The following is a 24,292-nucleotide window of genomic DNA, read 5'->3' as shown; positions in this document are numbered from 1 at the left end:
GGCGGTAACGGTGGAGTATGAAATATGGCATCCTTGAAAGATGTGGCAAAACTGGCAAACGTATCTCTGATGACGGTTTCACGGGCGCTAAACAACCCGGAACGTCTGAAACCCGAAACGCTGGCCCGCGTTCAGTCCGCTATCGAACAGACTAACTACGTCCCCGACCTTTCAGCGAAGAAAATACGCGGCGCCCACGCCACGCCGAATACCATTGGCGTGCTGGCGCTGGATACCGTCACCACGCCTTTTTCGGTCGAGATCACGTTGTCTATCGAAGAGACCGCACGCGCCCACGGCTGGAACAGCTTCGTGGTGAATATGTTTTCCGATGACAGCCCGGAAACCATCGTCGATCTGCTGCTCTCCCACCGTCCCGATGGCATCATCTACACCACCATGGGGCTGCGTCAGGTGCCTGTTCCGGCCAAGTTGCTCACGCTGCCCTGCGTGCTCGCCAACTGTGAAAGCCTTAACGACCCGGTCGCCAGCTATATTCCGGATGATGAGCAGGGTCAGTACGCCGCGACACAGGCACTGCTGGCCGCAGGTTATCGCAATCCGCTCTGTTTACACCTTCCGGCGAACCATCTTGCAACCGTCCGCCGCCGCCAGGGTCTGGAACGCGCCTGCCGGGAATCCGGTATCGACCCGGACACGCTGGTTCATAGCTATATGGCGTATGGTGACAAGCACTACCATGATATTCCCGCCGTGGTGCTGGCTAATATCGGCCGGGGAAAACCATCATTCGACTCGGTTATCTGCGGCAACGACCGTATCGCGTTTATGGTCTATCAAACGCTGCTGGCGCAGGGGTTGCGGATCCCGCAGGACGTGGCGGTGGTGGGTTACGATAATATGGTCGGCATTGGCGATCTGTTTTTACCCCCGCTGTCGACGGTACAGCTGCCGCATTATGATATCGGGCGCCTGAGCGCCCTGCACATCATTAACGGCGATAGCCATCGGGAAACGGTGCGCGTCACCAGCCCGTGGCTACCGAGATCATCCCTGTAATTAATTACCGATATTACGCAGCTTTTCCCCGGACATCAGCCGGCGCTCGATGTGTTCGAGGGTGACATTTTTGGTTTCCGGGATCAGCCAGAAAGTCACGCCGATAAACGCCACGTTCAGCACGGTGTAGAGCCAGAAGGTCCCCGCGGCGCCAATCGTATCGAGCAGCGTCAAGAAGGTCGCGCCGATAATCATGTTCGACACCCAGTTAGTGGTGGTTGAACAGGTGATGCCAAAGTCGCGGCATTTCAGCGGCTGAATTTCCGAACACAGGATCCACACCACCGGGGCGGCGCTCATCGCATAGCCGGCGATACACATCATGGTCATACCGACGGAAAGCCAGGATAAACCGCTTGAGGCGGTACCATTATCGAACTGCATCAGGCAGTAGCCCAACACCAGCGTCCCGACCGCCATCACGCTAAAGCCGATTTTCAGCGCCGGCTTACGCCCCGCTTTGTCGACGGTAAAGACCGCGATAAAGGTCGCAAACATAAAGGTCAGGCCCACCACCAGCGTGGCCATCATCTGCTGTTCAGTGGTGGTAAAACCCGCCATCTTAAAAATTCGCGGCGCGTAGTACATGATGATATTCATGCCGGTAAACTGCTGCATCGCCTGTAACAGCATGCCAAGAAAGACTGCGCGACGGACGTTACGGTTGATCTTAAACAGCGCCCAGCCGCCTTGCTTTAGCTTCAGGCTTTCACGGATTTCATTCAGCTCATCGCGGGCTTTCTCCGAGGTGTCACGCAGCATACGCAGCACCTCTTCCGCCTCAACGTGGCGCCCCTTTTCGGCCAGCCAGCGCGGGCTGTTCGGTAGAAAAATCACCAGAATAATCAACAGGACAGCTGGCAGCGCCAGGACCCCCAGCATCGCCCGCCAGTTGCCGCTGTAGCTGAATGCGGTATCGGACAAGAACGCCATGACGATACCCAGCGTGACCATCAGCTGATACATACTGATCATCTTGCCGCGTACGTTTTCACTCGCCATTTCAGAAAGATACAGCGGCGCCGTATAGGAGGCGATCCCTACCGCAACGCCGAGTACAATCCTCGCCGCCAGCAGCATCTCTACGCTCGCAGCAAACGCTGACCCGATGGATCCGGCAACGAACAATACCGCCCCCACCATCAGGCTGTATTTACGCCCGAGACGGAAGGAGAGCCAACCGTTGAACAACGCACCCAGTGCGGCCCCCAGCATCATGCTGCTGACCACCCACTCCTGCAGCCGACTGGATAAGACAAAATGTTCGGTTATGAAGGGCAACGCCCCGGCAATCACCCCGATATCGAGGCCAAAAAGCAATCCTGCCACCGCAGCGGCAATAGAGACAAACTGGTTCATACGTCGGGTATCGCGCTGGCTACGCGGTAGGGCCGTCGCGCCGTCACTGATTGAAGTCATTTTTTCCTGCCTGAGCAAAGTAAGACGTGCAGTGAAAGTACGCGATCGGCGCGACAATGTGTCAGGGAGGACACGTCAAAAATATGGATTAACTGGCTGGCAAGGTTTGTTTTGTGATGGACATTCAACTTTCAGATATGACGATTTCATCTTTCACCGTTGCTGAAACCCCATTATTTATTGGATAAACAATAAAAATGCGAAGAAATGATATGGACGATATTCAATTTCACTTCGGTATCAATATGGATAATTAATGTCCGTTATTTATCATGCCGGAGCAGATATCAGGGATAAAAAAACCCCGCCATCAAAGCAGGGTTTCTTGTCCATCGCCACGCAAAATTAGCGCGCCAGCCAACCGCCATCTACTGCCACGGTATAGCCGTTAATGTAATCCGATGCGCTGGAGGAGAGGAAGACCACCGGGCCCATCAGATCGCTCGGCAAGCCCCAGCGGCCGGCCGGAATGCGATCAAGAATTTCCGCGCTACGCTGTTCATCCGAGCGCAGCTGCTGAGTATTGTTGGTCGCCATATAACCCGGCGCAATCGCGTTGACGTTGATGTTGTGCTGCGCCCACTCATTCGCCATCAGCCGGGTTACGCCCATTACGCCGCTTTTTGATGCGGTGTAGGACGGTACGCGAATGCCGCCCTGGAAAGAGAGCATCGACGCGATGTTAATGATCTTGCCACCGTTGCCCTGGGCAATGAAATGCTTTGCCGCCGCCTGGGACATAAAGAACACGGTCTTAATATTCAGATCCATCACGTCATCCCAGTCTTTCTCACTGAATTCAAGAGCATCCTGGCGGCGAATCAGACCGGCGTTGTTGACCAGAATGTCGATATGGCCGAATTCAGCAACCGCGCGCTCAAGCAGCTGAGGGATACCATCAATCTGGCGCAAATCAGCCGTCAGGCTCAGGAAACGACGCCCCAGCGCGGTGACGCGTTCAATTGTCTCTACCGGCTCAACAATATTAATACCAACAATATCGCAGCCCGCTTCCGCCAGACCGACCGCCATACCCTGGCCCAGCCCGGTGTCGCAGCCGGTCACAACAGCCACTTTACCCTGTAGAGAGAATGCATCGAGTATCATACTTTGTTCCTTAATCTTTCAGAGCCCGTACAGCACAGGCAAGGTTCTATTTGTCCGATCCGCAACCCTCGCGGTTTCTGACGCCAGGGGAAACGCTCTGGGTGCAACCCATCTTAAAAATAAAACAGAGTTTCGTTTTACTAGTGTCGACATCTTACCCCTGAGAAAAGTTGTTTTCAATTTTTATTAAAACGATGTTTCATATTTTTACTTTCTATTTATCAAAAATGCAAAACGGATCACGAAGTGGTGCATCACCCCAAAGAAAAAAATTAGAAAATATATTAAAATACAATGAATTAATTAAACTTTAAAAAACAACAGCAGAACGCAAAAAGCGGGTATGAAAACAAAGATCGCCCAGAGGCATCAGCCGCAAGAGCGAAGAAACTGCGATCCAGAGCAAGATTTTATAGTGATTTGCGCACGCCATCACAAATAATGAAACAACGTTTTGATAAATTAACACTCATCTTTTAAATCAACCTCACCTGGCTACACGTCCCCTCAAGACAGGCGACATCACGGGAAGGAAAAGGAGTACATCATGGCTAAAGGCATGCGGGTAAAATTGAACTATGAAGTCAGTCGCGATCCGGATACCGGCGCGGAGATCACCCGCTTAACCCCTGCGGAAGTAACCTGTCATCGTAACTATTTCTATCAGAAGTGTTTTTTCAATGACGGCAGCCACCTGCTGTTCGCCGGCGAGTTTGACGGCCACTGGAACTACTATCTGTTAAATGTGGCCAAAGCCGAGGCTATTCAGCTCACCGAAGGCGCCGGCGATAACACCTTCGGCGGCTTTCTCTCCCCGGATGACTCCTCCTTCTATTACGTTAAAAACGACCGCACGCTGCTGGAAGTGAATCTGTCGACCCTGCAGGAGCGTGAAGTCTACCGCGTCCCGGATGAGTGGGTCGGTTACGGTACATGGGTTGCCAACAGCGATTGCAGCAAGCTGGTCGGCATTGAAATTGCGAAAAGCGACTGGACGCCGCTTAACGACTGGCAGCTTTTTCATGACTTCTTCCATAAAGGGCCGCGCTGCCGCCTGCTTCGTGTCGACCTGAAAAGCGGTGAGAGCAGCGTTATCCATGAAGAGAAAAAATGGCTGGGCCATCCTATCTATCGTCCGTTTGACGACAACACTGTCGCCTTCTGCCACGAAGGGCCGCACGACCTGGTCGACGCCCGTATGTGGATGGTCAATGAAGATGGCCGCAACGTCCGCAAAGTTAAAGAGCATGCCGAGGGCGAAAGCTGTACGCACGAATTCTGGGTCCCGAACGGCTCCGCGCTGATTTATGTCTCTTATCTGAAAGGGCAGCAAGGACGTACTATTTACCGCTTCGATCCGGACACCGGTATCAATACCGCACTGATGCAGATGCCCGCCTGTTCGCATTTGATGAGTAATTTCGACGGTACGCTGCTGGTCGGGGATGGCTCAGGGACGCCGGTGGATGTGAAAGATACCAGCGGTTATACCATTGATAACGACCCCTATCTCTACGTCTTTGATGTCGCAAAGCAGGCCTATTATCGCGTCGCTCGTCACGATACCTCCTGGGCAACCGTGGCGAACAGCCGTCAGGTGACTCACCCGCACCCGTCGTTCACACCCGACGACAGCGCCATTCTGTACAGTTCTGATAAAGACGGTAAGCCCGCGCTTTATCTTGCCAGGCTGCCCGACAACCCAGAGATGTTAACAGCCTGAAATCGCCTTTTTGAGTGAGTGTTTCTGTCGTTTCTGTCACTGGCCTTGCCCTCCTTCGCGGAGGGCTTTTTTTGGGCTGATGACAGGGGGAATCTGTTCCGGCGTGTGGAATATTTTGTTGAGGCAGCGGGAATGTTCTGACCGGAGTATGAGGAATATGCCACCCAATTTATCCAACCTATTCCCCGGCCCCAAAAACAGAAAACCCCGGCTAACGGCTCCGGGGTCATGACGGAATCGTTTTTTTAGAAGGTGTACGCTACCCCGACGCGGAAGCGGGTCTGGCGATCGCTACGGTCATTCACACCAACGTTGCCCAGTTCACCATACGGCGCCCAGTTTTTGTCCAGCTTATAGGCCAGCTTCACGTTGTACTCCTGGGAGTACGGCTTATTGTCGTTGCGGTTCACGCCTTCGGTGCTGCGGGCATAAACATAGTTCAGCTCGGTACGCCAGTTGCCCATAACGAAACCGGCCCACGCATCGCCACGGTTCACTTTATCGTCTTCTTTTCCGGCGCTCGCCGGGTAGCGGGTGTAGTCGTAGCGGTAACGAGCGGCCACGTAGAAACCATTATCGAAGCTGTATTGTACGCGCAGGTTTGGTTTGTAAATTGAGCGGCTATCGTTGCTCTCAATATTAAATCCTGGCGTCACAGAGAAGTTTGGATTCGCCTTCCACTGCCAGCTAATGGTTTCTTCGTGGCCGTTGCCGACGAAATCTGAATAAGGCTGATCGGTATTATCACCGCCTGACTTCCACTTCGCCTCTACGGAGAAGCCGAAGCCGTTAGAAAAACGATGGGAGACAGATACGCGGTCGGCATTGGTCTTATCCGTTTTACCTCCATCAATGAATTCGTGACGTAAATCGACGGTGACGGCTGAAGCAGAAAACGTTGCGGCACAGAGAGCAGCAAGGGCCAGAGATCTTGCAAACATAGGGTACCCCTCAAAATTAAAATTATGTTTCTATTTTATGAAACTGCATTTTATTTTTTAAGCACTCATGTTTTAGTGATCGAGATCGTAATTATTTGTTTCAAAAAACATGGCACAGCAAGACGTGACAAAGCTCAACAAAAAGCGCCTTTATCGGGCGTATTTCGCTGAATTTCGCCTAACCCATAGGAAAAATCTGCATAAAAAAGCCTCCACGAGGAGGCTTGAGAAGAAGGTAAACCGAAGAGGAACTATGCGCGTTCAACCGCCAGCGCGACGCCCTGGCCGCCGCCGATACAAAGCGTGGCTAACCCTTTGCGGGCATCACGTTTAATCATCTCGTGCACCAGAGAAACCAGAATGCGACAGCCGGATGCCCCAATTGGATGGCCGAGTGCAATGGCCCCTCCGTTCACGTTAACCCGGCGCTCATCCCATTCCAGCACCCTTCCCACCGAAATCGCCTGTGCCGCGAATGCTTCATTGGCCTCGATAAGATCGACCTCATCCAGCCGCCAGCCTGCTCTCTCCAGACAGCGGCGCGTCGCATGTACCGGTGCAATCCCCATCAGCGCCGGATCGACGCCCACGCTGGCAAAGGCACGGATCCGCGCGAGGATCGGCAGACCGAGCTCCTGCGCTTTCGATTCGCTCATCATCATCACCGCCGCCGCGCCGTCATTGATGCTGGAGGCGTTACCCGCGGTCACCGACCCCAATCGGTCGAAAGTCGGTAGCAGGCTGGCCAGCCCCTCGGCGCTGGCATCCACCCGCGGCTGCTCATCGGTATCAACGGTACGCGGCGCCCCATTTAACTCGGTGGTGACCGGCACAATCTCATCGCGAAAGCGCCCTGAATCAATCGCCCGTCGGGCTTTGTGCTGTGAGCTGAGCGCCCAGGCATCCTGTAGTTCGCGGCTGATGCCGTATTCTCGCGCCAGGTTTTCCGCCGTAACGCCCATGTGGTAGTCGTTGAAGGCATCCCACAGGCCATCATGGACCAGGCTGTCAATCAGCTGACTGTTGCCCAGCTGAGCGCCGGTGCGGCTATCGGTGAGAACGTGCGGCGCACGGCTCATATTCTCCTGACCGCCGGCGATCACCACGTCGGCTTCACCGCACTGGATTGCCTGCGTCGCCAGATGCAGCGCCTTCAGTCCGGAGCCACATACATCGTTAATCGTTATTGCGGAAACGGTGTTCGGCAGCCCGCCGCGGATCGCCGATTGGCGCGCCGGGTTTTGCCCGGTCCCCGCAGTCAGTACCTGCCCGAGGATCACCTCATCAACGCTTTGCGGGTCAATACCGGCTCGTTCCACTAACGCCTTGACCACAAGACTGCCCAATTCTACCGCCGAGTGGCGCGACAACGTTCCCTGAAAACACCCAATTGGGGTACGCAACGCACCGACGATCACGACATCTTTCATCCTCTACCTCTGCCCTGCCTCTGCGCAAAGAAACAGCAACATAGTAGAGAATTGTTATCAAAAAATTTCGCAATTGTTTAAAAAAAGTGAGGCGAATCACAAAGATTTGCCTCACCCTCAAGGTTCCTGGCGCTGCAAATGCTGGCGCAACCAGCTCCCGGCTTTTCCCGGCGGCGCCTTCTTATTCCACAGCAAATCAACGGAGATAGCCCGCGGCCAGCCGGGAATATTCAGTGCCACCAGCGAGCCTGAACCGGCAAACTCCTCAACCAACGCGCAGGGCAAAATACACCATCCCAGCCCCTGCACCGTCATGCTGAGCAGCAGCAAATAGTTTGGCGCCGACCAGACCTGCCCTTTCGCCGGCTCCAGCGAGCTGGCCAGAAACGTACTTAAGCGTAGTTCTCGCCAGCTGTGCAGTTCATCCCAGTTCACCCGCCCCTGCGCCGCCAGCGGATGCGCGGGCGCCACATAGATAGCCATCGCCGTTTGTAGCGGCAACCGGGTACTACCTATCTCCGTCGGGTAGCTATCTCTGGCCTCAATCAGCCCCACCTGCGCACGCTCCTTTTGCAGCAGATCAATCACATCCTCATCTTCCCCGATCAGGCACTCAAACTCGGTATGGGGAAAACGGCTGTCGAACTGCTGGAGCAGATCCTCCAGCACATCCGGGTGCAGGGTGTCGGAGAGGACAAAAGTGAGACGCGCTTCCGTTTCATCAGAGAGTGAAACCGCCAGCTCATCAAGCCGATCGCTGGCCGCCAGAATCGCTTTGACGTAACTCAGCACCTGCTCTCCCTGCGGCGTAAGGGTGGGCTGGCGGGTCGCGCGATCGAACAGCACCACGCCCAGATCGGCTTCGAGGTTAGAAATGGCGGTGCTGATAGTGGACTGACTTTTGCGTAACCGGCGGGCGGCGGCAGAAAACGAACCGCAGGCTACGGCTTCAACAAACGCGGTGAGTGCTTCTGGAGAATAGCGCATAAACTATCTACTTTATCGATGGAACCTATCTTTTGTTTATCATATTTATCCATAAAATGCGGAGGAATTTCTCAAAATCTGTTCCCCCCGTTTCGCAAAGGAACCGACGAGAACAACGGCTTTTTCGGAGGTAGCAAGCCATGCAACAGAACAATTTTCAGCGCAAGACGCTGACAGAACGCGTTATTCATGCAGTCAGTTTTGAAGGACTCGCCACGTTAATTCTCGCCCCGACCGCCGCCTGGTTAATGCAGCGCTCGGTCGTCGAAATGGGTGGGTTGAGCATCCTGCTCGCGACGCTGGCCATGGTATGGAACCTGATTTATAACGCCGCTTTTGACCGCCTCTGGCCGGTATCTCGCGTGGTGCGTACCCTGAAAGTCCGGGCGCTGCACGCCATCGGCTTCGAGTCCGGGTTTATCCTGATCGGGGTCACCGCCGTCGCGCTCATTCTCGGGGTCTCGTTGATCCAGGCGTTTATGCTGGAAATCGGCTTTATGCTGTTCTTCCTGCCCTACACCATGCTGTTTAACTGGGTGTGGGATACGCTGCGCGAGCGTGTACTGAAGTACCGTCAGCAGCGGACCCTGGCTCGTAGCTAATGATTTGTCCATCGCCGGGAGGATGTCCGGCGATCCTCAGCCTGATTTGTCATCCGAAACTATCGCAACGACTCATTCATTGTTGTGGTAAATTACACTCCTTTTTTTTGGTTTTACGGTTGATAAATTCACACAATGTCTAAAATTTGGTCTAAAGAAGAAACTCTTTGGAGTTTTGCCTTATATGGCACTGCCGTAGGCGCTGGCACCCTGTTTTTACCGATCCAGCTAGGATCTGCCGGCGCCATTGTTCTGCTCATCACCGCGCTGGTCGCCTGGCCGTTAACCTACTGGCCACATAAGGCGCTGAGCCAGTTCATCCTTTCCGCAAAAGTAGCCCCCGGCGTCGGTATCACAGGGGCGGTCAACCATTACTACGGCAAGAAAGTAGGCAATCTGATCACCGCGCTCTATTTCCTGGCTTTCTTTGTGGTCGTTCTGATTTACGCCGTGGCAATCACCAACTCCCTGGCCGAGCAGCTGGCAAGGCATACGCCGATTACGCCCGCCGTTCGGGCGATGCTCAGCCTGGCCGTGGTTATGGTGCTGAACCTGATCTTTTTGATGGGACGTCATATCACGATTAAGGTGATGGGCTTTTTAGTGTTCCCGCTAATCGCCTGCTTCCTGTTCCTGTCTGTCTATTTAATCGGCGACTGGCAACCGGAACACCTCACCAGCCAGATGCAGCTGACTTCGCATACGTTCCACCAAATCTGGATCTCCATTCCCGTGATGGTTTTCGCCTTTAGCCATACGCCAATCATTTCAACTTTTGCTATCGACCAGCAGGAGAAATACGGTGAGCAGGCCATGGGTAAATGCAAAAAAATCATGAAGGTGGCCTATACCATCATCTGCCTCAGCGTGCTGTTTTTTGTCTTCAGCTGCCTGCTGGCGATACCGGCCTCCTATATTGAAAACGCTCGTAATGAAGGGGTGACGATCCTCTCTGCGCTTTCGATGATGCCCGGCTCTCCGGCCTGGCTCGCGGTGACCGGCATCGTGGTCGCCGTAGTCGCCATGTCGAAGTCGTTTCTCGGTACCTATTTTGGCGTGATTGAAGGCGCCAGCGAAATCGTTAAAACCTCGCTGGGCCAGGTCGGTATTCGCAAAAGTCGCGCCTTTAACCGCGCGATGTCAATTCTGCTGGTCTCGGCGCTGACGTTCGCGGTCTGCTATATCAATCCGAACGCTATCTCCATGATCTATGCCATCAGCGGCCCGCTGATCGCCATGATCTTGTTCATCATGCCGACGCTATCGACCTATATCATTCCCGCGCTCAAACCTTACCGTTCGGTGGGGAATTTCATCACCCTGGTGGTTGGTCTGCTGTGCGTTTCAGTGATGTTCTTTAGCTAATAGCCCCTCTGCGGCGGCGGTTTCCCTGCCGCCGCACATTCTGCCAATATTCCCGCCTTCCGAACTTCCCAGCCAGGTTTACACTTAGGGTTTGCACATCATTGGGGAGTCTCCATGTCCAGCGTCAAATTATCCGGAAGCGGCACGTTAGGTCATCGCCAGGTTTATCGTCTGGGGTACGGAGCCATGCAGTTAGCTGGTCCCGGCGTCTTCGGCCCACCAGCCGATCCCGACGGCGCGGTCCGCGTTCTACAGGCCGCGGTGGCCGCGGGGGTTAACCATATTGATACCTCCGATTTTTACGGCCCGCACATTACCAACCAGCTGATTCGAAAAGCGCTTCATCCCTATACCGACGATCTCTGTATCGTGACGAAAGTCAGCGCCCGCCGCGATGAAAAAGGCAACTGGCTGGCAGCAATGTCGCCTGAAGAGCTCACACAGGCGGTAGAAGACAATCTGCGGAACCTGGGGCTCGACGTGCTGGAAGTCGTGAACCTGCGCAGCATGCTCGGCACCCACGGGCCGGTAGAAGGTTCGCTGGAAGGGCCGCTGACCACGCTGCTTGAGCTTAAAGAGCGTGGGCTTATCCGCCACATTGGCCTCAGCAACGTCACCGCTAAGCAGGTTGCGGATGCGCAAAAGCTGACGCCGATTGCTTGCGTGCAGAACCAGTATAACGTCGCCAATCGCGGGGACGATGTGCTGATTGATCAACTGGCCGCACAGAATATTGCCTATGTCCCTTTCTTCCCGCTCGGCGGATTTACCCCGCTACAGGCGCAGGAACTTAACGATGTTGCCGCCGCACTGGAAGCGACGCCGATGCAGGTTGCACTCGCCTGGCTGCTACAGCGTTCACCCAATATTCTGTTGATTCCCGGCACATCTTCGCTCCAGCACCTGCAGGAAAACCTGGCCGCTGGTGCATTAACTCTTCCTCCCGAAGCGATCGCCACATTAGATAATCTGAAGGCCTGATTACTGCTGGCAAACCTGTGCGGTCTTCTGCCGCACAGGCGCCGACAGAACGTCATTCGCCCTCCTATTATTTGCCTGGAATTAGGCCAACACTGCTGGCACTATATATCCTACAAACGGGTACATGTTTGCATTATTCTGCGGTTCCGCAGCAAGTAACCCTATACATAGCATTGATTTATACTATTTTGACAAGTCTCCTTATTGGGGACTTCTGTCGTTTTTGCCTTCCCATAAAATTTTAAAACTCTTGATTACAGGAAAAACAACATCTGATTCGACGTTTATACAAATCAATTCAGCTACAAAGATAGCTAATAACATCAAATGCTCATAAAAACATCTGGTCAATGCAATCAGAATGTTGGCATTGCTATAAGAAAAATTAACTACACACAATAAAAAATCTACAAGGAATTTACATGACAGAGGGAACAATAAAGACCAGTCGGTATGAAATCATTGCTATTTTCAGGGAGGAACTCAGAAAGCAGTCCGAGATAGAAGTTTTTTTTAATAACAAAAACATCATGACCCAACTTACTCGGGTAGATTTTGCTGAATTTCATATCGTTACCCACAGCAAAATCCCTCCCGGGCATAAATATAAATTCATTCTGCATAGTGATTCAGGAAAGATTGAGTTCAGCTCGTCGTTAAAGAAAAGCTACAGCACCGACCCGGAACACGGTAATAAAGTCGCATTTGCATTACCTGAATGCATCCAGGTGGTGCAACGACGCCGCGACCCTCGTTTTCGCTTACATCACCGGTATGACTTTTTTTGCCGCGGCCGCCATAAGAATGGCGAAAACTATGCTTTCGATATTAAAGATATTTCAGATGGCGGCTGCGCGCTGATGGCCAAAAACCCGAACCTGAAATTTCTCACCCATAACTCCATCCTGAAAAATTCAGTTCTGTCGCTGGCTGAGTATGGAGAAATCACCATCGATTTAGTCATCAAGAATGTTGTTGAGGTTACGCTCGACGAAGACAGTGAAAACAGAGAAAGCTATCATCAGGTGTCCTGTCAGTTTAAATTCCGTCACCGTGAAGATAAGATCAGAATAGAGAAGATGCTGCTCGATTTGATTCTGGAAGCCAAACGAAAAAAGAGAGTCTGACCCTTTTGGACAGTATATTGCTGTATACCGATGATAATTTCATCGGCCAATCCATACATCGGTACCTGGTTGATAACAATAAAAATATCACCACCCTTTGTTACCAGGATATCTCTCAGGGGGCAATGCCCCCCATGACAGGCATCGTTATTTTCAACGTCATTCATAAGGACTTTTCTGCTGCCGACACGATGTCATTGCTCAACAATATGCGCTGGTGTTTACTACACTGCTCCCGGCTCATCCTGATGGTGAAGAGCGACATCGCCAGTCTGTTTCGGGAACTAATAGATTTAGATAACATCATGATTCTTACAGAAAAATCATCACTAACTGATTTTTCCCATGCCGTCAGCACACCAGCTGGCAGCAGCAGCAGCATTCCGCTGCAGAAGAAGCTTTCTGCCAGAGAACGGCAGGTGCTGGAGTTGACTATTGCCTGTCACAACAACAAAAAAATTGCCACACTGCTTAATATTGACCATAAAACCGTTCACAGTCACAGAATTCATATCATGCAGAAACTCGGTATGAACAGTTCACGGGCGATGAACAAAAAAATAGTCGACATGTATCGATGCTAAGAATGGCCTGAGTTGAAGTCTCTTTAAAAAACAACAGGCCATCAATCAAAACCAGAAAATTAATTGAAAAGTTACTTTTAATAAACATTCCAAACTGCAGGAAGGTCACTTATAATAATTTCACCCTGCAGCGATTTTTTGTAAAGTTCCTGACGCGAGAAAATGAACGCTAAAATATTTTCAGACCATAACTTATCCCGTGGCGATATCTCTGTTCGTTATGTTTTTCAAAAAATGTTCTCGCCGCAGGACACTTTAGTTGCAGTGGAGTGTTTAAGCCGCTTCGACTCTATTCCAGTCGCGCCTGAATTTTTCTTCCGCCATGCCAATACTGCACTCCGTGAAAGTATTTTTATGGAGCAACTGGCGCTCATTGAAAAACATCAGGCATGGTTTATTGATAATGGTATTTCCGCCACAATCAATGTTGACGACCATATTCTTAGCATTTTGCACCAACCGCAAATTGAAGCATACATTAACCATTTGAAGTGTGTGCATTTTGAAGTTACGGAAAATGCCAACAGCTTACTTAATAATGCACTGTCCAGCTGGCATAACCCTCAGACATCCACATTATGGCTCGATGATTTTGGCTCTGGCTATGCCGGCATTAGCGCTATTCGCGGATATCATTTTGATTACGTCAAAATTGACAAAGATTTTTTCTGGCATCTTATGCAGAAAGAGTCCGGGCGGCCGCTAATGGATGCCCTGGTGACATTCCTTTCGCGTAACAATCATAATGTGATTATTGAAGGAGTGGAAAGCGCAGCGCATAAAAACTGGCTTAAGGGAATGGAGTGGTTTGCTATTCAGGGCCATTACTGGAAAGAAGTCAGCATTGAGCAACTGGTTCAGGAAAGAATTAGCGCATAAACATGCCGGAGCCATCCGGTATTTTTATACGCTAAACACATCAGCCTTAATTATAAACTAATTCCCAGGTTGCCCAACTGGTCAACGGACCGCTTGTTGCCTTTTCCGGGGACGGCGTGACGTAACCAATATAATAAGTAAATACGCCGCCATTCACCGATTTTTCAACAATCGGTACCCGGTTTTGCTGCGGATCGGCGGGGACAATTTTATTACTCTTATCCAGCGTATTATTATCATTCGTGGACAGCGCCAGAAAGATATTTTGCGCCCCATCCGGCAACGTGTTTGCCAGATAGCCCGCATTTTCATTCGCCACGGCAGTGACCAAAAACCCATCGACCCAACGTACATTCACCGCACGGATCTCATTTTTATCCGCGGCGCCGCCATCATGGCGAAGCTGGCAGTTCGACAGCTCAAGGGTGAAAGATTGCGGCTTCATAAATGCACCTGCCCCGCGATCGTGAACTTCAGCCAGGCTCACCGGTGCCAGCCAGACGTTGCCGCTCCCGGCATTATGGCCGCCGTTGAGCGCCACGCTACAGGAGATATCCGTCACCCGGCCGGCAAAATCAACGCGTCCGTTATCATAATTGGTCATAAAACCAGAAGCGGAAGAAGCAATAAACAGCCCACCGATCGCTGCCAGGCCAATCCGCAGTTTACCGCTCTTCTTATGTCCATTTTCTTTCATACCCGCCTCCCGAATTAATCGTACGTCAGGTTAAAGATCATGTGAGACTCAACCTCGCCGGAGCTCGTGTCCGCGGCATACTGATAAAAGCGCGCCAGAAAAGGCATTGTGATGTAACGCGTTTCCTGGCTGCGTAAGGTACCAGCATTGTATTTCTTGTTGAATTCCACAGGTACGCCATCTTTCAACACCTGAATCCCAATCCCTTTGGCAATAGAACTGCCGGCTTTTTCGTTCAGCAACGCACCCTGCCTGACGTTGGTGCTACTCGCCAGAGTCCCGGAGAAAGAGGCCTCAATATTGGCATACCCGGTTTCGCTTAATCCGCCGCTACACTGGAGCTCAATATTGAAATTTTTGCCGCCGGCGGTGGTACCGACGCCGTTCAGGTCGCTGCGCTTAATGGTCCCGACATCGACATTCATATTTTTACCGCTCAACACCGTACAGGACGGAGAGACCACGGTAATCGCGTTCGCGCTCAGAAAGGTTTCCAGAATGGGGTTATTGCCCCTCTCCCAGTCATAGGAAGTGTATTTCCCCGCCGCCAGGGTGCCGCTACCGGTCGTTGCCGCCGTTTTAATAATCTCCAGCGTAAAGCGCGAACCTTCCAGCGAGTAGTTCGTGTTCCGGTTGATGGTCGACGAGAACACATCGGGATAGGTGATATTCACCGTTGCGCCGCCGCGGCTAAAGCGCATGCCGATACCCGACACGTTCGTGGAATAGATCTTATTCCCCAGATCGGTGGCCCCGCTGGAGACGATTTTCGCCGCAAACCGGTTGGTGCCGCTGGTACAGCTGTAGCTGGCCCCACCCGGAGCGCTCATCGTCCAGTCACGAGAGACGATGACCGAACCTACCGGCAGATCGGGCGGTACGACGACCCTTCCCACGGCCATATCCAGGTTCACCGTCGGCTGTGAAAGGCGCGTGCACGAAGCCCAGACCGAGGTACTCCCCAGCGCCATTAAGCCAATAAAAAGCGTCAGTTGTTTACTCAGCGACATACACTTTCCTTTGATTTTTCCTTACCCAGTTCCACCGTACACTGCCCGCCGCTCCACTTAACGGTCGCGTGCTTAACGCTGGCGTCACTGATAAACATCATGCTGCCCTGGCCAACAACGCCAATCTCTTTTCCACTTGGATCAAAAATACTGGCAGCGAACGGCAGCGGCTGGTTATTCGCCTGACGCGCCTGAATCGTGACGTTGTTCTGTACCGTGGTACCAAAGGAGACCTTCACCACGCTCCCTTCCCACGGCACCACCTGAGCCACGGTACGATCAAACGCGATATCATCCTGGCTGCCTTTCGGATCGATCTCGACGGAGTTAATCCGGTAAGGGCGCAGATAAGGCAAAATGGCGTAGCCGTTGCTGTCAACCCGGGTCCCCGGTGAACCTGGCAACATGGCGCCTGCGGCATCTTTCGCTTCGATAAGCGCCATCGTGCTGCCGCTTTCCGGCGAGAACACCACGCCATGGCGGTGGGCGATCAACGTCCCGCTGGCGCCCAGCCCGCTCTGGCGATAGCCTTCGCCCTGGCTGTAGCTGCCGTTCAGCGTGGTCCACGGCGTGCGATAGCTACCGTTCAAGGCGACATCATGCTGGCCGCCGGTTGCCGTGGTCGTTGAGACGCCGTAGTTGAGGTTGTTCTCAGTATCCAGCGAACCGTTAATCCCGATCTGCGAACTGCCAAAGCGTGAGTTATTAAACGAGGTGTTTGACGTCAGGTTGGCGGTCCGGTTTTCCCCAAACCACAGCGGATAGCTGAAGTTCAGCGAGACGCGATCGTCGCGACGGTGGCCTGAGTTATCCGGCGTATATACGCGCTGCGCGCTGGCAGACCACGAGAGGCGGCCAAACATGTTGTTGTAGCTGAGCTGGTACTGCTTCTCAGTTCCCGAACGATTCCAGTAATCTGACACCTGACCACTCAGATAAAAACCACCCCAGCCTTCCGGCAGGTTCTGGTTAACGGTAAAGGTCATTCCGTTTTTCTGACGCCACAGGGTGTAGTTGCTGTTGTGGTTCTTCTCCTGATCGACGGCGTACAGCGCATCGTTCAGGTTGTAGTAGCCTTTGGTGGAGTAGCGATAGGCCGCCAGTACAATGCTGGTCTGGGTATCGGTAAACATTCGGTTAAAGGTGGCGCGGTAGCTCTGGCCACTCTCATCCAGGGTATCGCTCTTCAACCGCGACTGGGTAATATCAAATGACAGCGCCCCGATACCGGTATTCACCCCGGTCCCCAGCAGAAACGCCTGATAATCATCAAACCCCGTGACGCCGGTATAGCCGGTAAACAGGTTGCTCAGACCATGCTGCCAGGTGGCCTGGTAGAGCATCGGCTTATTACGCAGTCCGTTGTCATCGACTTTACCGGCCGACAATGCATAGCGGGTCATCCCAGGGCGCAGCAGCTGTGCCACCGAGGCATACGGGACGCTAAAGACCTGCACCGAACCATCGGCCTCTTTGACTGAAACTTCAAGGTCGTTACCGTAGCCAGATGGGTAAACATCCTGCAAGGTAAACGGACCCGGCGGGACCGAGGTCTGATAGATAATGTTGTTACCCTGGCGCACCGTCACCAGGGCGTTGCTCTGCGCCACGCCGTGAATTTCCGGCGCGTAAGAGCGCATCCCGTCCGGGAACATATTGTCATCGGTCGCCAGGTTTACCCCGCGCAGACCAATGGTGTCGAAAAATTCGCCGTTGGTAAAAATCTGCCCGCCGCTGACGATCGAGTTGATCTGCGGGATCGGCCGCTGAAGATAGGTCTGGTTACTGTTCCAGTGCGCTTTCCCCTGCTGCTGCTGCCAGTTAAGGTTACCGACATGCTTGAGCAGCCAACCGTCCCACGAGAGACCGGCGTTGACGCCGAGATAGGCGCTGCTGTTATCAGAGCCGTTATTCGCAGAAGTGTGGCTGGTCCAGGTATTCGCCATCCAGCCGAGATTCAGCGCCGCAATGCCTTTATCCCAGAATTCCGGGCTGACAAAGTTTTTCAGGCGCTGATCTTCGTAGATTTGTGGTACGGAAATTTCCAGTCGCAGAGAGGACTGAATCAGGTTGTCTTTTACGTTTTCTTCGTTACGCCAGTCCTTCAGCCGCCCGCAGTAGCCTTCCTGCTTCCCCAACTGAGGATTGAGCTTTTCTGCGGCAATGCCGTAGCGCTCAAGCATTTCACGGGTGTAGCAGACCCCCATCTTGCCATCGTTGCCACGAGTGACGTTCAGCTCATAGCGCCCTTTCCACTCGTTGTTGGTGTAAACGTCGAGCGAATAGGTCCCTTCAGTGATAGCACTGGCGGAGAAGCGTGACAGATCGACCTTTTCCCGACTGCCAACGATAAAACCGTCGTTAAACTGGTATACCGTTCCCGGGTTTTCCTGTCCGCTGGAAAATGGCGGAAAGCAGAACAGCGCCATCGCAATCGCTGAACTTAACTTTCCCGGGCAGATGGTCCTCTGCTTCATGATAGTGTCCCTTATTTAACGGCTACTTTCACTGCCACATCTGCGCCATAGTCATTGATATTATTGATAGTCAGAGTCTCACCCCGGTTCACGGCGGAAGAGAGAGCAACGGTCTGACTGGACTGCGGAGCAAGCATCACCGTTTTGCTGTTCAGAGCTTTGCCACCGTCGCGGGTAATACGGCTCACGGTGAGATAAAATGGCGTAGGGTTGCTGATTGACAGGGTGCTACCGCTGGCTGAAAGCGCTAATTTCTCCGGCGCAGCGTCGCGGTTGCCCAGTCCGGTCGGACGGTAGATAAACTTAAAGCGCGAACGGATCGCCAACTGGAGGATATTCTGCCCTTCATTTTTCTGGCTGGCCTCCACCGGCGGTATTTCCAGCAGATTCAGCCACCACAGTGTTTCTTTATTTTGTGCCAGCCCGGCCGCGCTACCCAATTTAATGCGTAATGTCTGACCGCTCTTCGCATCAACGCGCGAAATAGGTGGGGTAATAATAAATGGTGTGGTAATCGTATCCGGCGTGGCATCGGCATTGCCGTTATCCAGCCAGGCCTGCGCCAGGGCCGGACGTTCTGCGGTATTAGAAAGCTGTACCGTTATTTCTTTTTCATTTCCAGGATAAATAAAGCGGGTGCCGTTGACGATAATATTGTTGGCATTGGCCGCAAAACTAAAAATGAAACAGAAAAAAAGGACAATATGCTTCATGCTGACCTCAGAAGAAAAAAATAAGCGGCAGCCATTGCCGCTTTATTATTGTTTTAAACCGCCCCGGATAAAGGCGGTTTTATTTCCAGACGATAATTACTGGTAGGTAATTTCGTAGGTAGCGTAGCTGTTAACCACACCGGTGGTGACAGTAGTCGGGGTGCTGGTTGCATAGCCAACGTAGTAAGTGAAGCGTGCGCCGTCCTGAACTGCCGTTGCGTCGCCTTTCGCTTTCGGCTGAGTGCTCACGCCTGGGATAATTTTGTTGGTCAGAGTAGAAGCTGTGTCAGTGGACAGAACCAGCTGAATGTTTTTCGCGCCAGAGGCTTCGGTGTTCGCCAGGTAGCCCTGCTGCTGAGTCGTTGCGCCTGCCAGCAGGTTACCGCCGGTCCAGTTCACACCCAGTTTGCTCACATCGTCTTGTTTGTCACCGTTTGCAGCCTGGCAATCAGACACGTCAATGGTGAATGATTTAGGTTTCAGGTAAGTATCAGCAGTGGCAGCTTTAACTTCGGTCAGGGTAACCGGAGACAGGTAAACGTTAGCATCGCTACCCTGGCCATTGACGGAAACAGTACAAGATACATCGGTAACTTTACCGAAGAAATTAACCTGGCCACCGCCAACGGTTGTATCAGCAGCATTTGCCGCAGTCATACCGAAAAATGCCGTAGCCATAGCTGCAGAGAGAAGAACCTTTTTCATTGCCATTTCCTTGTCAGAGTGAGTTTTATATCAATAAACCAACAGTAAACCTGCACAATAGTCAGAAGCGTTATGCGATGCTCACTTGTGCAACTGTGAATAGAAACTTCGACTGACCGGAAGCCGCAATATTTAAGGCGTCAGGACGCGAACTCTTTTTAAAGAATTCGTTAATGCTGTCGGCGTCAAAGAATGCTATTTTTCGCCAACAAATATACATTTGCTTATAACTTGTTACATCGGGATGATGATAAATTTTAGCTATTGATGAACGATTAACAATAGTTAAAAACGAATAAAAAGTGATTTACATCAGGAGGAGTAAGGCGCAGGAGATATATATGGAGCAAAGAGTATCATGCCAAATAATGCGATCCGCTGGCTATAGAGAACAATCTGAATAATACGGTGACAGGGGATGTTGAAATAGCGAAGAATTGTCTAATAAAAAACGTTCGCTGCAACCGCAGGGATTGCCACCTGCGGCCTGGAGTTTGCGGCACGTTACAGCGGCAGGTGAAAGTACTGGCACAGCGCCTTCCTGCCTTTCTGTGTGATGCTCACCTCGCGAAATCCTGGCGTCAGGGTGAACCACTCTTTTTGCTGGCCATGGCGTAACAATGCGGCCCCTACGGCGCCGCCGGTATGGAAACGCCGCTCGCTCCAGTCCAGACATGCGCAGCACACCCTGCGCCGACTTTCGGTCGGCAACGTCATCCCTAAACGGGCAAACTGCGCCTCACCGTTCGCCGTCAGCGCACTCCCGTCCGCAGCGATCCACGCTTCACGTAATAAAAAATCATAGATGTCCACCGCCACTTCACCGGCAAGATGATCGTAGCAGGTTCGCGCCGTACGCAAATTCACCGGGGTTCGGGTGGTGAGCACAATTGCGTTTTTTCCGGCCATCGCCATCATATTCTCCAGCAGCCCGGCAACATCGGCGCTCGCCAGCCGGTAATAACGATGCCGGCCCTGTGCCAGACAAACCAGCAAATGACCGCTGACCAGACGGCTGAGATGGGCGCTGGCGGTCGAGGCCGAAACCTCGGCCGCCGTCGCAAGTTCCGTTGCAGTCCACGCGCGACCATCCATTAATGCGCAGAGCATTTTCACTCGTGAAGCATCGGCCATGGCGGACGCCACCGCCGCGATGGCAACGGCCAACGACTCATCATCGGCAATAACGTGGTCAGGTTTTAGCATAGTGCCTCACAACGTGGTGGCCCAGGAACGCGTGGCGTCCTGCGCCAGTGAAAAGTTATCGGTCACCAGAATCAAACGATTAGCATGATCGCTGTACTGAGTCAGGATATTCACCCCGTGCCCGGCCAGGGCGTGAGCTATCGCCCCCAGCTCGCCGGGCTGTTCCTGTTTTAAACGGCGAATTAGCGACAGGTAAACGCCCGCCACCGGGATCCCCGCCTGTTCCAGCACCGCCTGGGCCCGCTCCCCGTCAGTCACCAGAAAATGAGCATGGCATTGATTCCCGACGGTGAAAACGCCGCCCCCTTCAAGTCCCACGCCATGTTTGCCCAGGGTTTGCCCCAACAGGGCCAACTGGCCGGGGCGATTCGGCAGAATCACATGAATATCATACATCGCCGTGCCCCTCCCGCCTTTCTGCACCCCAGCCGCGAATAACCTGCACAATATGAATCTGGTAAGAGGCAAAAATATGCGCCTTGCCCTCTTCCTGAGCCGCCTGATGGCAGAGATTATTTTTCCAGGCCTGCACCGCCTCTTCATCACGCCACCAGGAAAGGGACAAGATCTTGCCTGGCGTGGTCAGGCTTTGAAAACGTTCAATGCTGATAAAGCCGTCAAGCGTGCTGAGCAACGGCTTCAGTTCCGCCGCCAGAGCAAGATACCGGGCCTGTTTTTCAGGAGTAACTTCGGCTTCAAAGAGTACCGCAATCATCGTGTCGTCCTTCCTCAATCAGTCGTGACGCCACTTTATCGTACCAACACTGCCCGATACTTCGCCGCGAAGCGAAGTATGCCCGCCCTAAAAAATGGGCCCTTCCCTAATGCCGCTCGTTTAACGGTCGCTTGACCGATCCGGCAGTGGGGTAAGAATTAGTCATCTCACAAAGATTGCCGATGTTTTATACGGTGCAACCAGCTTTCAACCTCTCTGCCGGATAGCCTTAAGTCAGGGATTTCATTTTTACGGTGGTTCGCGTGAAGGTGTTTTTCGTACTTCGGTGCATGTGTTCTGTGGAGTATTCCGTTCACTTTTGTGGCATGTTCCGTTCACGATGAATCCGGCACTTTTCTCGCACCCGCTGCGGGTGAACGGCATGGGGGGCGTTTCGCTCGCCCCCCATGACCCCCGGCATTGTGCTGAAAACGGCCGCTGCGCGGTATGCTCCACTCCGGCTTCATCTGGCGGACCGGGCTGGACTCAACGTCCCTGTCTCGACCTGCCCTCTGGCCGCCTTATTCGTCCCGTCCCTGGGACTCCCCCCTTCGGGGCCGACGTCAACGTCGTTCAAAAACGCTTCCGACGTTTTTGTCCTGGCGGCCAGTCCTGGATGCGCACCTGCGTTCCCGCCCGTTTTCCTGACGCGCCTTACCCCCCGAGCTGTCATCCCTTGGCCGTCCCGTCGCGATATCATTGCTGAAGGTTTTTCAGCGGCAGAATGGTCAGCATGGAATATCAGGACATGCCGCAGGGGGGTGGCGCAGCTAAAAATCGCTGAGACGCAGGCGACTGACCGGGGCCGCCAGCAGGGATGCTGGCGGAGGCAAGCCTTACAGGGAAGTGACATCTTGCCGTCCCCGAACAGCCAGACGGCGGAGACGAAGGTATCGCGAAGCGACGATTTTTCTTGCCGAAATGCCGGGTTCCCAGGGCCGGGCGAAACCGGCCCTGGGCCGTTCATCTGTCGCGCAGGTTACAGAGAGGCGCGGGACGTGTGGTGAACGGAACATTCCACCGTTCTGGCAACAACAAAGCTTCGCGCAAACCACCGTTTACCGGCATTCCCCTGGTCCGCGATAAACCATAAAAAATGCGGCTCTCCCCCCTAATACATTCATGCAAGCAATGCATTTCGATGCTTTTCAAATAAACACGCAGCCATAGCAACATTTTTTTAATTCATCGCGCTCGCCAGAATGCACATCAACCAATTGTTTTTTATTTAAAAAATACAGAGACCATCCACTTTTCGTCATCTTACCGCCACAAAAGTGTGATCTAAATCGCACTTTTTGCAACGCCTGTTATAGTTAGCAGGCTTATTATAAACCCATCGAAAGCACAGCGCTTTCCACCTAAAAAGTTAAAAGGAAAAACACCATGAAAAACGTAAAATTACTTGCCGCTGCCGGTATGCTCTCTCTGGTTTCTTTCGCCAGCTTCGCTCAGCACCCGGTCAGCGTTACCGCTGATACTCTGGACAGCGCAGAAGCAAAAATTGCGACCATCGCTAAAGATCAGGGCGCGTCTTACCACATTACCGAAGCCTATACCGGTAATCAGGTTCATATGACCGCTGAGCTGTCCAAATAAGAGAATGGTTGCAGAGGGAGCTGCCGGACTGGCCGCCTGACGGCGGCCCGTTTCGCTCCCGCTTCACAATAACCATGCAGCAATGTCGGGCCCCTTTATGGGGCTTTTTTTGTTAATGCACGCTGAATCGACAACACGCTCAGCAACACCACGATCAACCCCACCAGCGCCACACCCTCAATCCTCTGTCCCAGAAAGATCCAGCCCAGAAGCACTGCCGTTACCGGACTCAGCAGACTGAGTGCGGACACCGCGACCGAAGGCAGACGGCTAATCCCGCGAAACCATAACCCGTAAGCCAGCATTGCCCCGGCGACGCACAACCACAGATAGCCGGCAGCCTGGGTCAATGTCACCCCATGCAGCGGCGGATCAACCCACCACGCAACGGGCGCCAGCACCGCACCGCCAATCAGCAGTTGCCAGCCGGTCAGCGCCACAACCGGTAACGAAATCGCCCAGCGGCGGGACAGCCAGGTGCCCAGAGCCATGCTGACCGCGCCTGAAAACGCCGCCATAATCCCCAGCGGATCCAGTACCGTATGCGGCGAAAGCAGCAGCAGTGCCATGCCGATAATACCGGTGAATGCCGAGAGTACCGCCATCCACGGCGAACGCTGCCTGTCCACACACCAGGCCAGCATCATGACCAGCAGCGGCTGGATTGCCCCAATCACCGCAGCCAGACCGCCGGGTAAACGGTAAGCGGCAATAAACAACAGCGCCTGAAAGGCACCGATATTGAGCACCCCGGTGACAACAAGCTTCCACCACTCATTACGCAGAGGAAGACAGCGGCACCAGATGAGCAGCGCGATCCCCGCCGGGAGCACCCGCAGCAGCGCGGCGATAAAAGGTCTGTCCGGCGGCAGAAACTGGGAGGTCACGATGTAGGTCGTCCCCCAGATAGCCGGGGCTAAGGCAGTCAGCAGCAAATCGACAGCGGGAGAGCGCGAGAAAAAGGTCATGATTTTATCTTCATATCAAGGTAAGTTAGTCGCTAAA

At 53.1% G+C, this 24,292-nt stretch carries 23 protein-coding genes; 9 read left to right on the top strand and 14 right to left on the bottom strand.

All coding sequences use genetic code 11. The features are described from left to right. Positions 1–24 precede the first annotated feature (24 nt). The gene (locus ACMYSK_RS24150; protein WP_434638971.1) at positions 25–1,020 is read left to right on the top strand and encodes a LacI family DNA-binding transcriptional regulator; all 996 of its coding nucleotides are present in this window, start codon (positions 25–27) and stop codon (positions 1,018–1,020) included. Here ACMYSK_RS24150 and araE read toward each other — a convergent pair whose 3' ends face one another. Together araE and kduD are read right to left on the bottom strand one after the other, a co-directional pair. After that, a complete protein-coding gene (gene araE, locus ACMYSK_RS24145; protein WP_434638969.1) occupies positions 1,021–2,439 on the bottom strand; it encodes an arabinose-proton symporter AraE in 1,419 nt (472 codons plus the stop codon). Between the two features lie 345 nt (positions 2,440–2,784). Beyond that, entirely contained in the window at positions 2,785–3,546 is a 762-nt protein-coding gene (gene kduD, locus ACMYSK_RS24140) for a 2-dehydro-3-deoxy-D-gluconate 5-dehydrogenase KduD (protein WP_434638968.1), read from the bottom strand. A 547-nt stretch (positions 3,547–4,093) separates the two neighbouring features. Here kduD and ACMYSK_RS24135 point away from each other — a divergent pair. After that, positions 4,094–5,269, top strand: a complete 1,176-nt coding sequence (locus tag ACMYSK_RS24135; RefSeq protein WP_434638967.1) for an oligogalacturonate lyase family protein — start codon at positions 4,094–4,096, stop codon at positions 5,267–5,269. 245 nt (positions 5,270–5,514) lie between these two features. Here the strand turns inward: ACMYSK_RS24135 and ACMYSK_RS24130 are convergent, their stop codons facing one another. From ACMYSK_RS24130 to ACMYSK_RS24120, 3 genes are all read right to left on the bottom strand, one after another. Beyond that, positions 5,515–6,210, bottom strand: coding sequence for an oligogalacturonate-specific porin KdgM family protein (locus tag ACMYSK_RS24130; protein ID WP_434638965.1), 696 nt, complete (start codon positions 6,208–6,210; stop codon positions 5,515–5,517). Positions 6,211–6,461: 251 nt separating this feature from the next. Continuing rightward, positions 6,462–7,640 (bottom strand): acetyl-CoA C-acetyltransferase, encoded by a 1,179-nt coding sequence (locus ACMYSK_RS24125; protein ID WP_434638964.1) that lies wholly within the window; start codon positions 7,638–7,640, stop codon positions 6,462–6,464. A gap of 117 nt (positions 7,641–7,757) precedes the next feature. Continuing rightward, positions 7,758–8,627, bottom strand: a complete 870-nt coding sequence (locus ACMYSK_RS24120) for a LysR family transcriptional regulator (protein ID WP_434638963.1) — start codon at positions 8,625–8,627, stop codon at positions 7,758–7,760. Between the two features lie 140 nt (positions 8,628–8,767). Here ACMYSK_RS24120 and ACMYSK_RS24115 point away from each other — a divergent pair, with 140 nt between their 5' ends. The 6 genes from ACMYSK_RS24115 to mrkJ all read left to right on the top strand — a co-directional run bounded on the left by ACMYSK_RS24115 (position 8,768) and on the right by mrkJ (position 14,165). Beyond that, positions 8,768–9,229, top strand: coding sequence for a multidrug/biocide efflux PACE transporter (locus ACMYSK_RS24115; protein ID WP_434638962.1), 462 nt, complete (start codon positions 8,768–8,770; stop codon positions 9,227–9,229). 135 nt (positions 9,230–9,364) lie between these two features. After that, positions 9,365–10,594, top strand: a complete 1,230-nt coding sequence (locus tag ACMYSK_RS24110; RefSeq protein WP_434638961.1) for an amino acid permease — start codon at positions 9,365–9,367, stop codon at positions 10,592–10,594. A 114-nt stretch (positions 10,595–10,708) separates the two neighbouring features. After that, positions 10,709–11,575: an aldo/keto reductase family oxidoreductase gene (locus ACMYSK_RS24105; RefSeq protein WP_434638960.1), complete on the top strand. Its 867-nt coding sequence runs from the start codon at positions 10,709–10,711 to the stop codon at positions 11,573–11,575. 422 nt (positions 11,576–11,997) lie between these two features. Further along, positions 11,998–12,702 (top strand): flagellar brake protein, encoded by a 705-nt coding sequence (locus tag ACMYSK_RS24100; RefSeq protein WP_434638959.1) that lies wholly within the window; start codon positions 11,998–12,000, stop codon positions 12,700–12,702. A gap of 5 nt (positions 12,703–12,707) precedes the next feature. After that, complete coding sequence (locus tag ACMYSK_RS24095) at positions 12,708–13,286, top strand: helix-turn-helix transcriptional regulator (RefSeq protein WP_434638957.1); 579 nt, start codon at positions 12,708–12,710, stop codon at positions 13,284–13,286. Positions 13,287–13,448: 162 nt separating this feature from the next. Further along, the gene (mrkJ, locus tag ACMYSK_RS24090) at positions 13,449–14,165 is read left to right on the top strand and encodes a cyclic-di-GMP phosphodiesterase MrkJ (RefSeq protein ID WP_434638956.1); all 717 of its coding nucleotides are present in this window, start codon (positions 13,449–13,451) and stop codon (positions 14,163–14,165) included. A 46-nt stretch (positions 14,166–14,211) separates the two neighbouring features. On the opposite strand, the gene ACMYSK_RS24085 is transcribed toward mrkJ, so the two are convergent. The 8 genes from ACMYSK_RS24085 to ACMYSK_RS24050 all read right to left on the bottom strand — a co-directional run bounded on the left by ACMYSK_RS24085 (position 14,212) and on the right by ACMYSK_RS24050 (position 21,688). After that, positions 14,212–14,862 carry a fimbrial protein gene (locus tag ACMYSK_RS24085; RefSeq protein ID WP_434638954.1) on the bottom strand — a complete coding sequence of 217 codons (651 nt, stop codon included), beginning with the start codon at positions 14,860–14,862 and terminating at the stop codon, positions 14,212–14,214. A 14-nt stretch (positions 14,863–14,876) separates the two neighbouring features. After that, positions 14,877–15,872 carry a fimbrial protein gene (locus ACMYSK_RS24080; RefSeq protein ID WP_434638952.1) on the bottom strand — a complete coding sequence of 332 codons (996 nt, stop codon included), beginning with the start codon at positions 15,870–15,872 and terminating at the stop codon, positions 14,877–14,879. Next, the gene (locus ACMYSK_RS24075; protein WP_434638951.1) at positions 15,863–18,349 is read right to left on the bottom strand and encodes a fimbria/pilus outer membrane usher protein; all 2,487 of its coding nucleotides are present in this window, start codon (positions 18,347–18,349) and stop codon (positions 15,863–15,865) included. The genes ACMYSK_RS24080 and ACMYSK_RS24075 overlap by 10 nt, the downstream gene beginning before the upstream one ends. Before the next feature lie 11 nt (positions 18,350–18,360). After that, positions 18,361–19,062 (bottom strand): fimbrial biogenesis chaperone, encoded by a 702-nt coding sequence (locus ACMYSK_RS24070; protein ID WP_434638950.1) that lies wholly within the window; start codon positions 19,060–19,062, stop codon positions 18,361–18,363. A gap of 96 nt (positions 19,063–19,158) precedes the next feature. Next, positions 19,159–19,767: a fimbrial protein gene (locus ACMYSK_RS24065; RefSeq protein ID WP_434638949.1), complete on the bottom strand. Its 609-nt coding sequence runs from the start codon at positions 19,765–19,767 to the stop codon at positions 19,159–19,161. A gap of 504 nt (positions 19,768–20,271) precedes the next feature. Then, a complete protein-coding gene (locus ACMYSK_RS24060; RefSeq protein ID WP_434638948.1) occupies positions 20,272–20,973 on the bottom strand; it encodes an ArsR/SmtB family transcription factor in 702 nt (233 codons plus the stop codon). A 6-nt stretch (positions 20,974–20,979) separates the two neighbouring features. Beyond that, complete coding sequence (locus tag ACMYSK_RS24055; RefSeq protein WP_434638947.1) at positions 20,980–21,369, bottom strand: amino acid-binding protein; 390 nt, start codon at positions 21,367–21,369, stop codon at positions 20,980–20,982. Continuing rightward, complete coding sequence (locus ACMYSK_RS24050) at positions 21,362–21,688, bottom strand: antibiotic biosynthesis monooxygenase family protein (protein WP_434638946.1); 327 nt, start codon at positions 21,686–21,688, stop codon at positions 21,362–21,364. The genes ACMYSK_RS24055 and ACMYSK_RS24050 overlap by 8 nt, the downstream gene beginning before the upstream one ends. 1,386 nt (positions 21,689–23,074) lie before the next feature. Between ACMYSK_RS24050 and ACMYSK_RS24045 the strand changes: the two genes are divergently transcribed. After that, positions 23,075–23,287, top strand: a complete 213-nt coding sequence (locus ACMYSK_RS24045; RefSeq protein WP_015585822.1) for a YdgH/BhsA/McbA-like domain containing protein — start codon at positions 23,075–23,077, stop codon at positions 23,285–23,287. Between the two features lie 95 nt (positions 23,288–23,382). Here the strand turns inward: ACMYSK_RS24045 and ACMYSK_RS24040 are convergent, their stop codons facing one another. Further along, complete coding sequence (locus ACMYSK_RS24040; protein WP_434638945.1) at positions 23,383–24,255, bottom strand: EamA family transporter; 873 nt, start codon at positions 24,253–24,255, stop codon at positions 23,383–23,385. Positions 24,256–24,292 lie beyond the last annotated feature (37 nt).

The organism is Klebsiella sp. I138, from assembly GCF_051131765.1.
Taxonomy (GTDB): domain Bacteria; phylum Pseudomonadota; class Gammaproteobacteria; order Enterobacterales; family Enterobacteriaceae; genus Klebsiella.
Note: the sequence above shows the minus strand (reverse complement) of the source record. Positions and strands in the feature narration are given on the sequence as shown.

Excerpts from the sequence above, each read along its gene's own strand:
- ACMYSK_RS24150 (WP_434638971.1), top strand. The coding sequence starts at position 25 with ATGGCATCCTTGAAAGATGTGGCAAAACTGGCAAACGTATCTCTGATG.
- araE (WP_434638969.1), bottom strand. The coding sequence starts at position 2,439 with ATGACTTCAATCAGTGACGGCGCGACGGCCCTACCGCGTAGCCAGCGC.
- kduD (WP_434638968.1), bottom strand. The coding sequence starts at position 3,546 with ATGATACTCGATGCATTCTCTCTACAGGGTAAAGTGGCTGTTGTGACC.
- ACMYSK_RS24135 (WP_434638967.1), top strand. The coding sequence starts at position 4,094 with ATGGCTAAAGGCATGCGGGTAAAATTGAACTATGAAGTCAGTCGCGAT.
- ACMYSK_RS24130 (WP_434638965.1), bottom strand. The coding sequence starts at position 6,210 with ATGTTTGCAAGATCTCTGGCCCTTGCTGCTCTCTGTGCCGCAACGTTT.
- ACMYSK_RS24125 (WP_434638964.1), bottom strand. The coding sequence starts at position 7,640 with ATGAAAGATGTCGTGATCGTCGGTGCGTTGCGTACCCCAATTGGGTGT.
- ACMYSK_RS24120 (WP_434638963.1), bottom strand. The coding sequence starts at position 8,627 with ATGCGCTATTCTCCAGAAGCACTCACCGCGTTTGTTGAAGCCGTAGCC.
- ACMYSK_RS24115 (WP_434638962.1), top strand. The coding sequence starts at position 8,768 with ATGCAACAGAACAATTTTCAGCGCAAGACGCTGACAGAACGCGTTATT.
- ACMYSK_RS24110 (WP_434638961.1), top strand. The coding sequence starts at position 9,365 with ATGTCTAAAATTTGGTCTAAAGAAGAAACTCTTTGGAGTTTTGCCTTA.
- ACMYSK_RS24105 (WP_434638960.1), top strand. The coding sequence starts at position 10,709 with ATGTCCAGCGTCAAATTATCCGGAAGCGGCACGTTAGGTCATCGCCAG.
- ACMYSK_RS24100 (WP_434638959.1), top strand. The coding sequence starts at position 11,998 with ATGACAGAGGGAACAATAAAGACCAGTCGGTATGAAATCATTGCTATT.
- mrkJ (WP_434638956.1), top strand. The coding sequence starts at position 13,449 with ATGAACGCTAAAATATTTTCAGACCATAACTTATCCCGTGGCGATATC.
- ACMYSK_RS24085 (WP_434638954.1), bottom strand. The coding sequence starts at position 14,862 with ATGAAAGAAAATGGACATAAGAAGAGCGGTAAACTGCGGATTGGCCTG.
- ACMYSK_RS24080 (WP_434638952.1), bottom strand. The coding sequence starts at position 15,872 with ATGTCGCTGAGTAAACAACTGACGCTTTTTATTGGCTTAATGGCGCTG.
- ACMYSK_RS24075 (WP_434638951.1), bottom strand. The coding sequence starts at position 18,349 with ATGAAGCAGAGGACCATCTGCCCGGGAAAGTTAAGTTCAGCGATTGCG.
- ACMYSK_RS24070 (WP_434638950.1), bottom strand. The coding sequence starts at position 19,062 with ATGAAGCATATTGTCCTTTTTTTCTGTTTCATTTTTAGTTTTGCGGCC.
- ACMYSK_RS24065 (WP_434638949.1), bottom strand. The coding sequence starts at position 19,767 with ATGAAAAAGGTTCTTCTCTCTGCAGCTATGGCTACGGCATTTTTCGGT.
- ACMYSK_RS24060 (WP_434638948.1), bottom strand. The coding sequence starts at position 20,973 with ATGCTAAAACCTGACCACGTTATTGCCGATGATGAGTCGTTGGCCGTT.
- ACMYSK_RS24055 (WP_434638947.1), bottom strand. The coding sequence starts at position 21,369 with ATGTATGATATTCATGTGATTCTGCCGAATCGCCCCGGCCAGTTGGCC.
- ACMYSK_RS24050 (WP_434638946.1), bottom strand. The coding sequence starts at position 21,688 with ATGATTGCGGTACTCTTTGAAGCCGAAGTTACTCCTGAAAAACAGGCC.
- ACMYSK_RS24045 (WP_015585822.1), top strand. The coding sequence starts at position 23,075 with ATGAAAAACGTAAAATTACTTGCCGCTGCCGGTATGCTCTCTCTGGTT.
- ACMYSK_RS24040 (WP_434638945.1), bottom strand. The coding sequence starts at position 24,255 with ATGACCTTTTTCTCGCGCTCTCCCGCTGTCGATTTGCTGCTGACTGCC.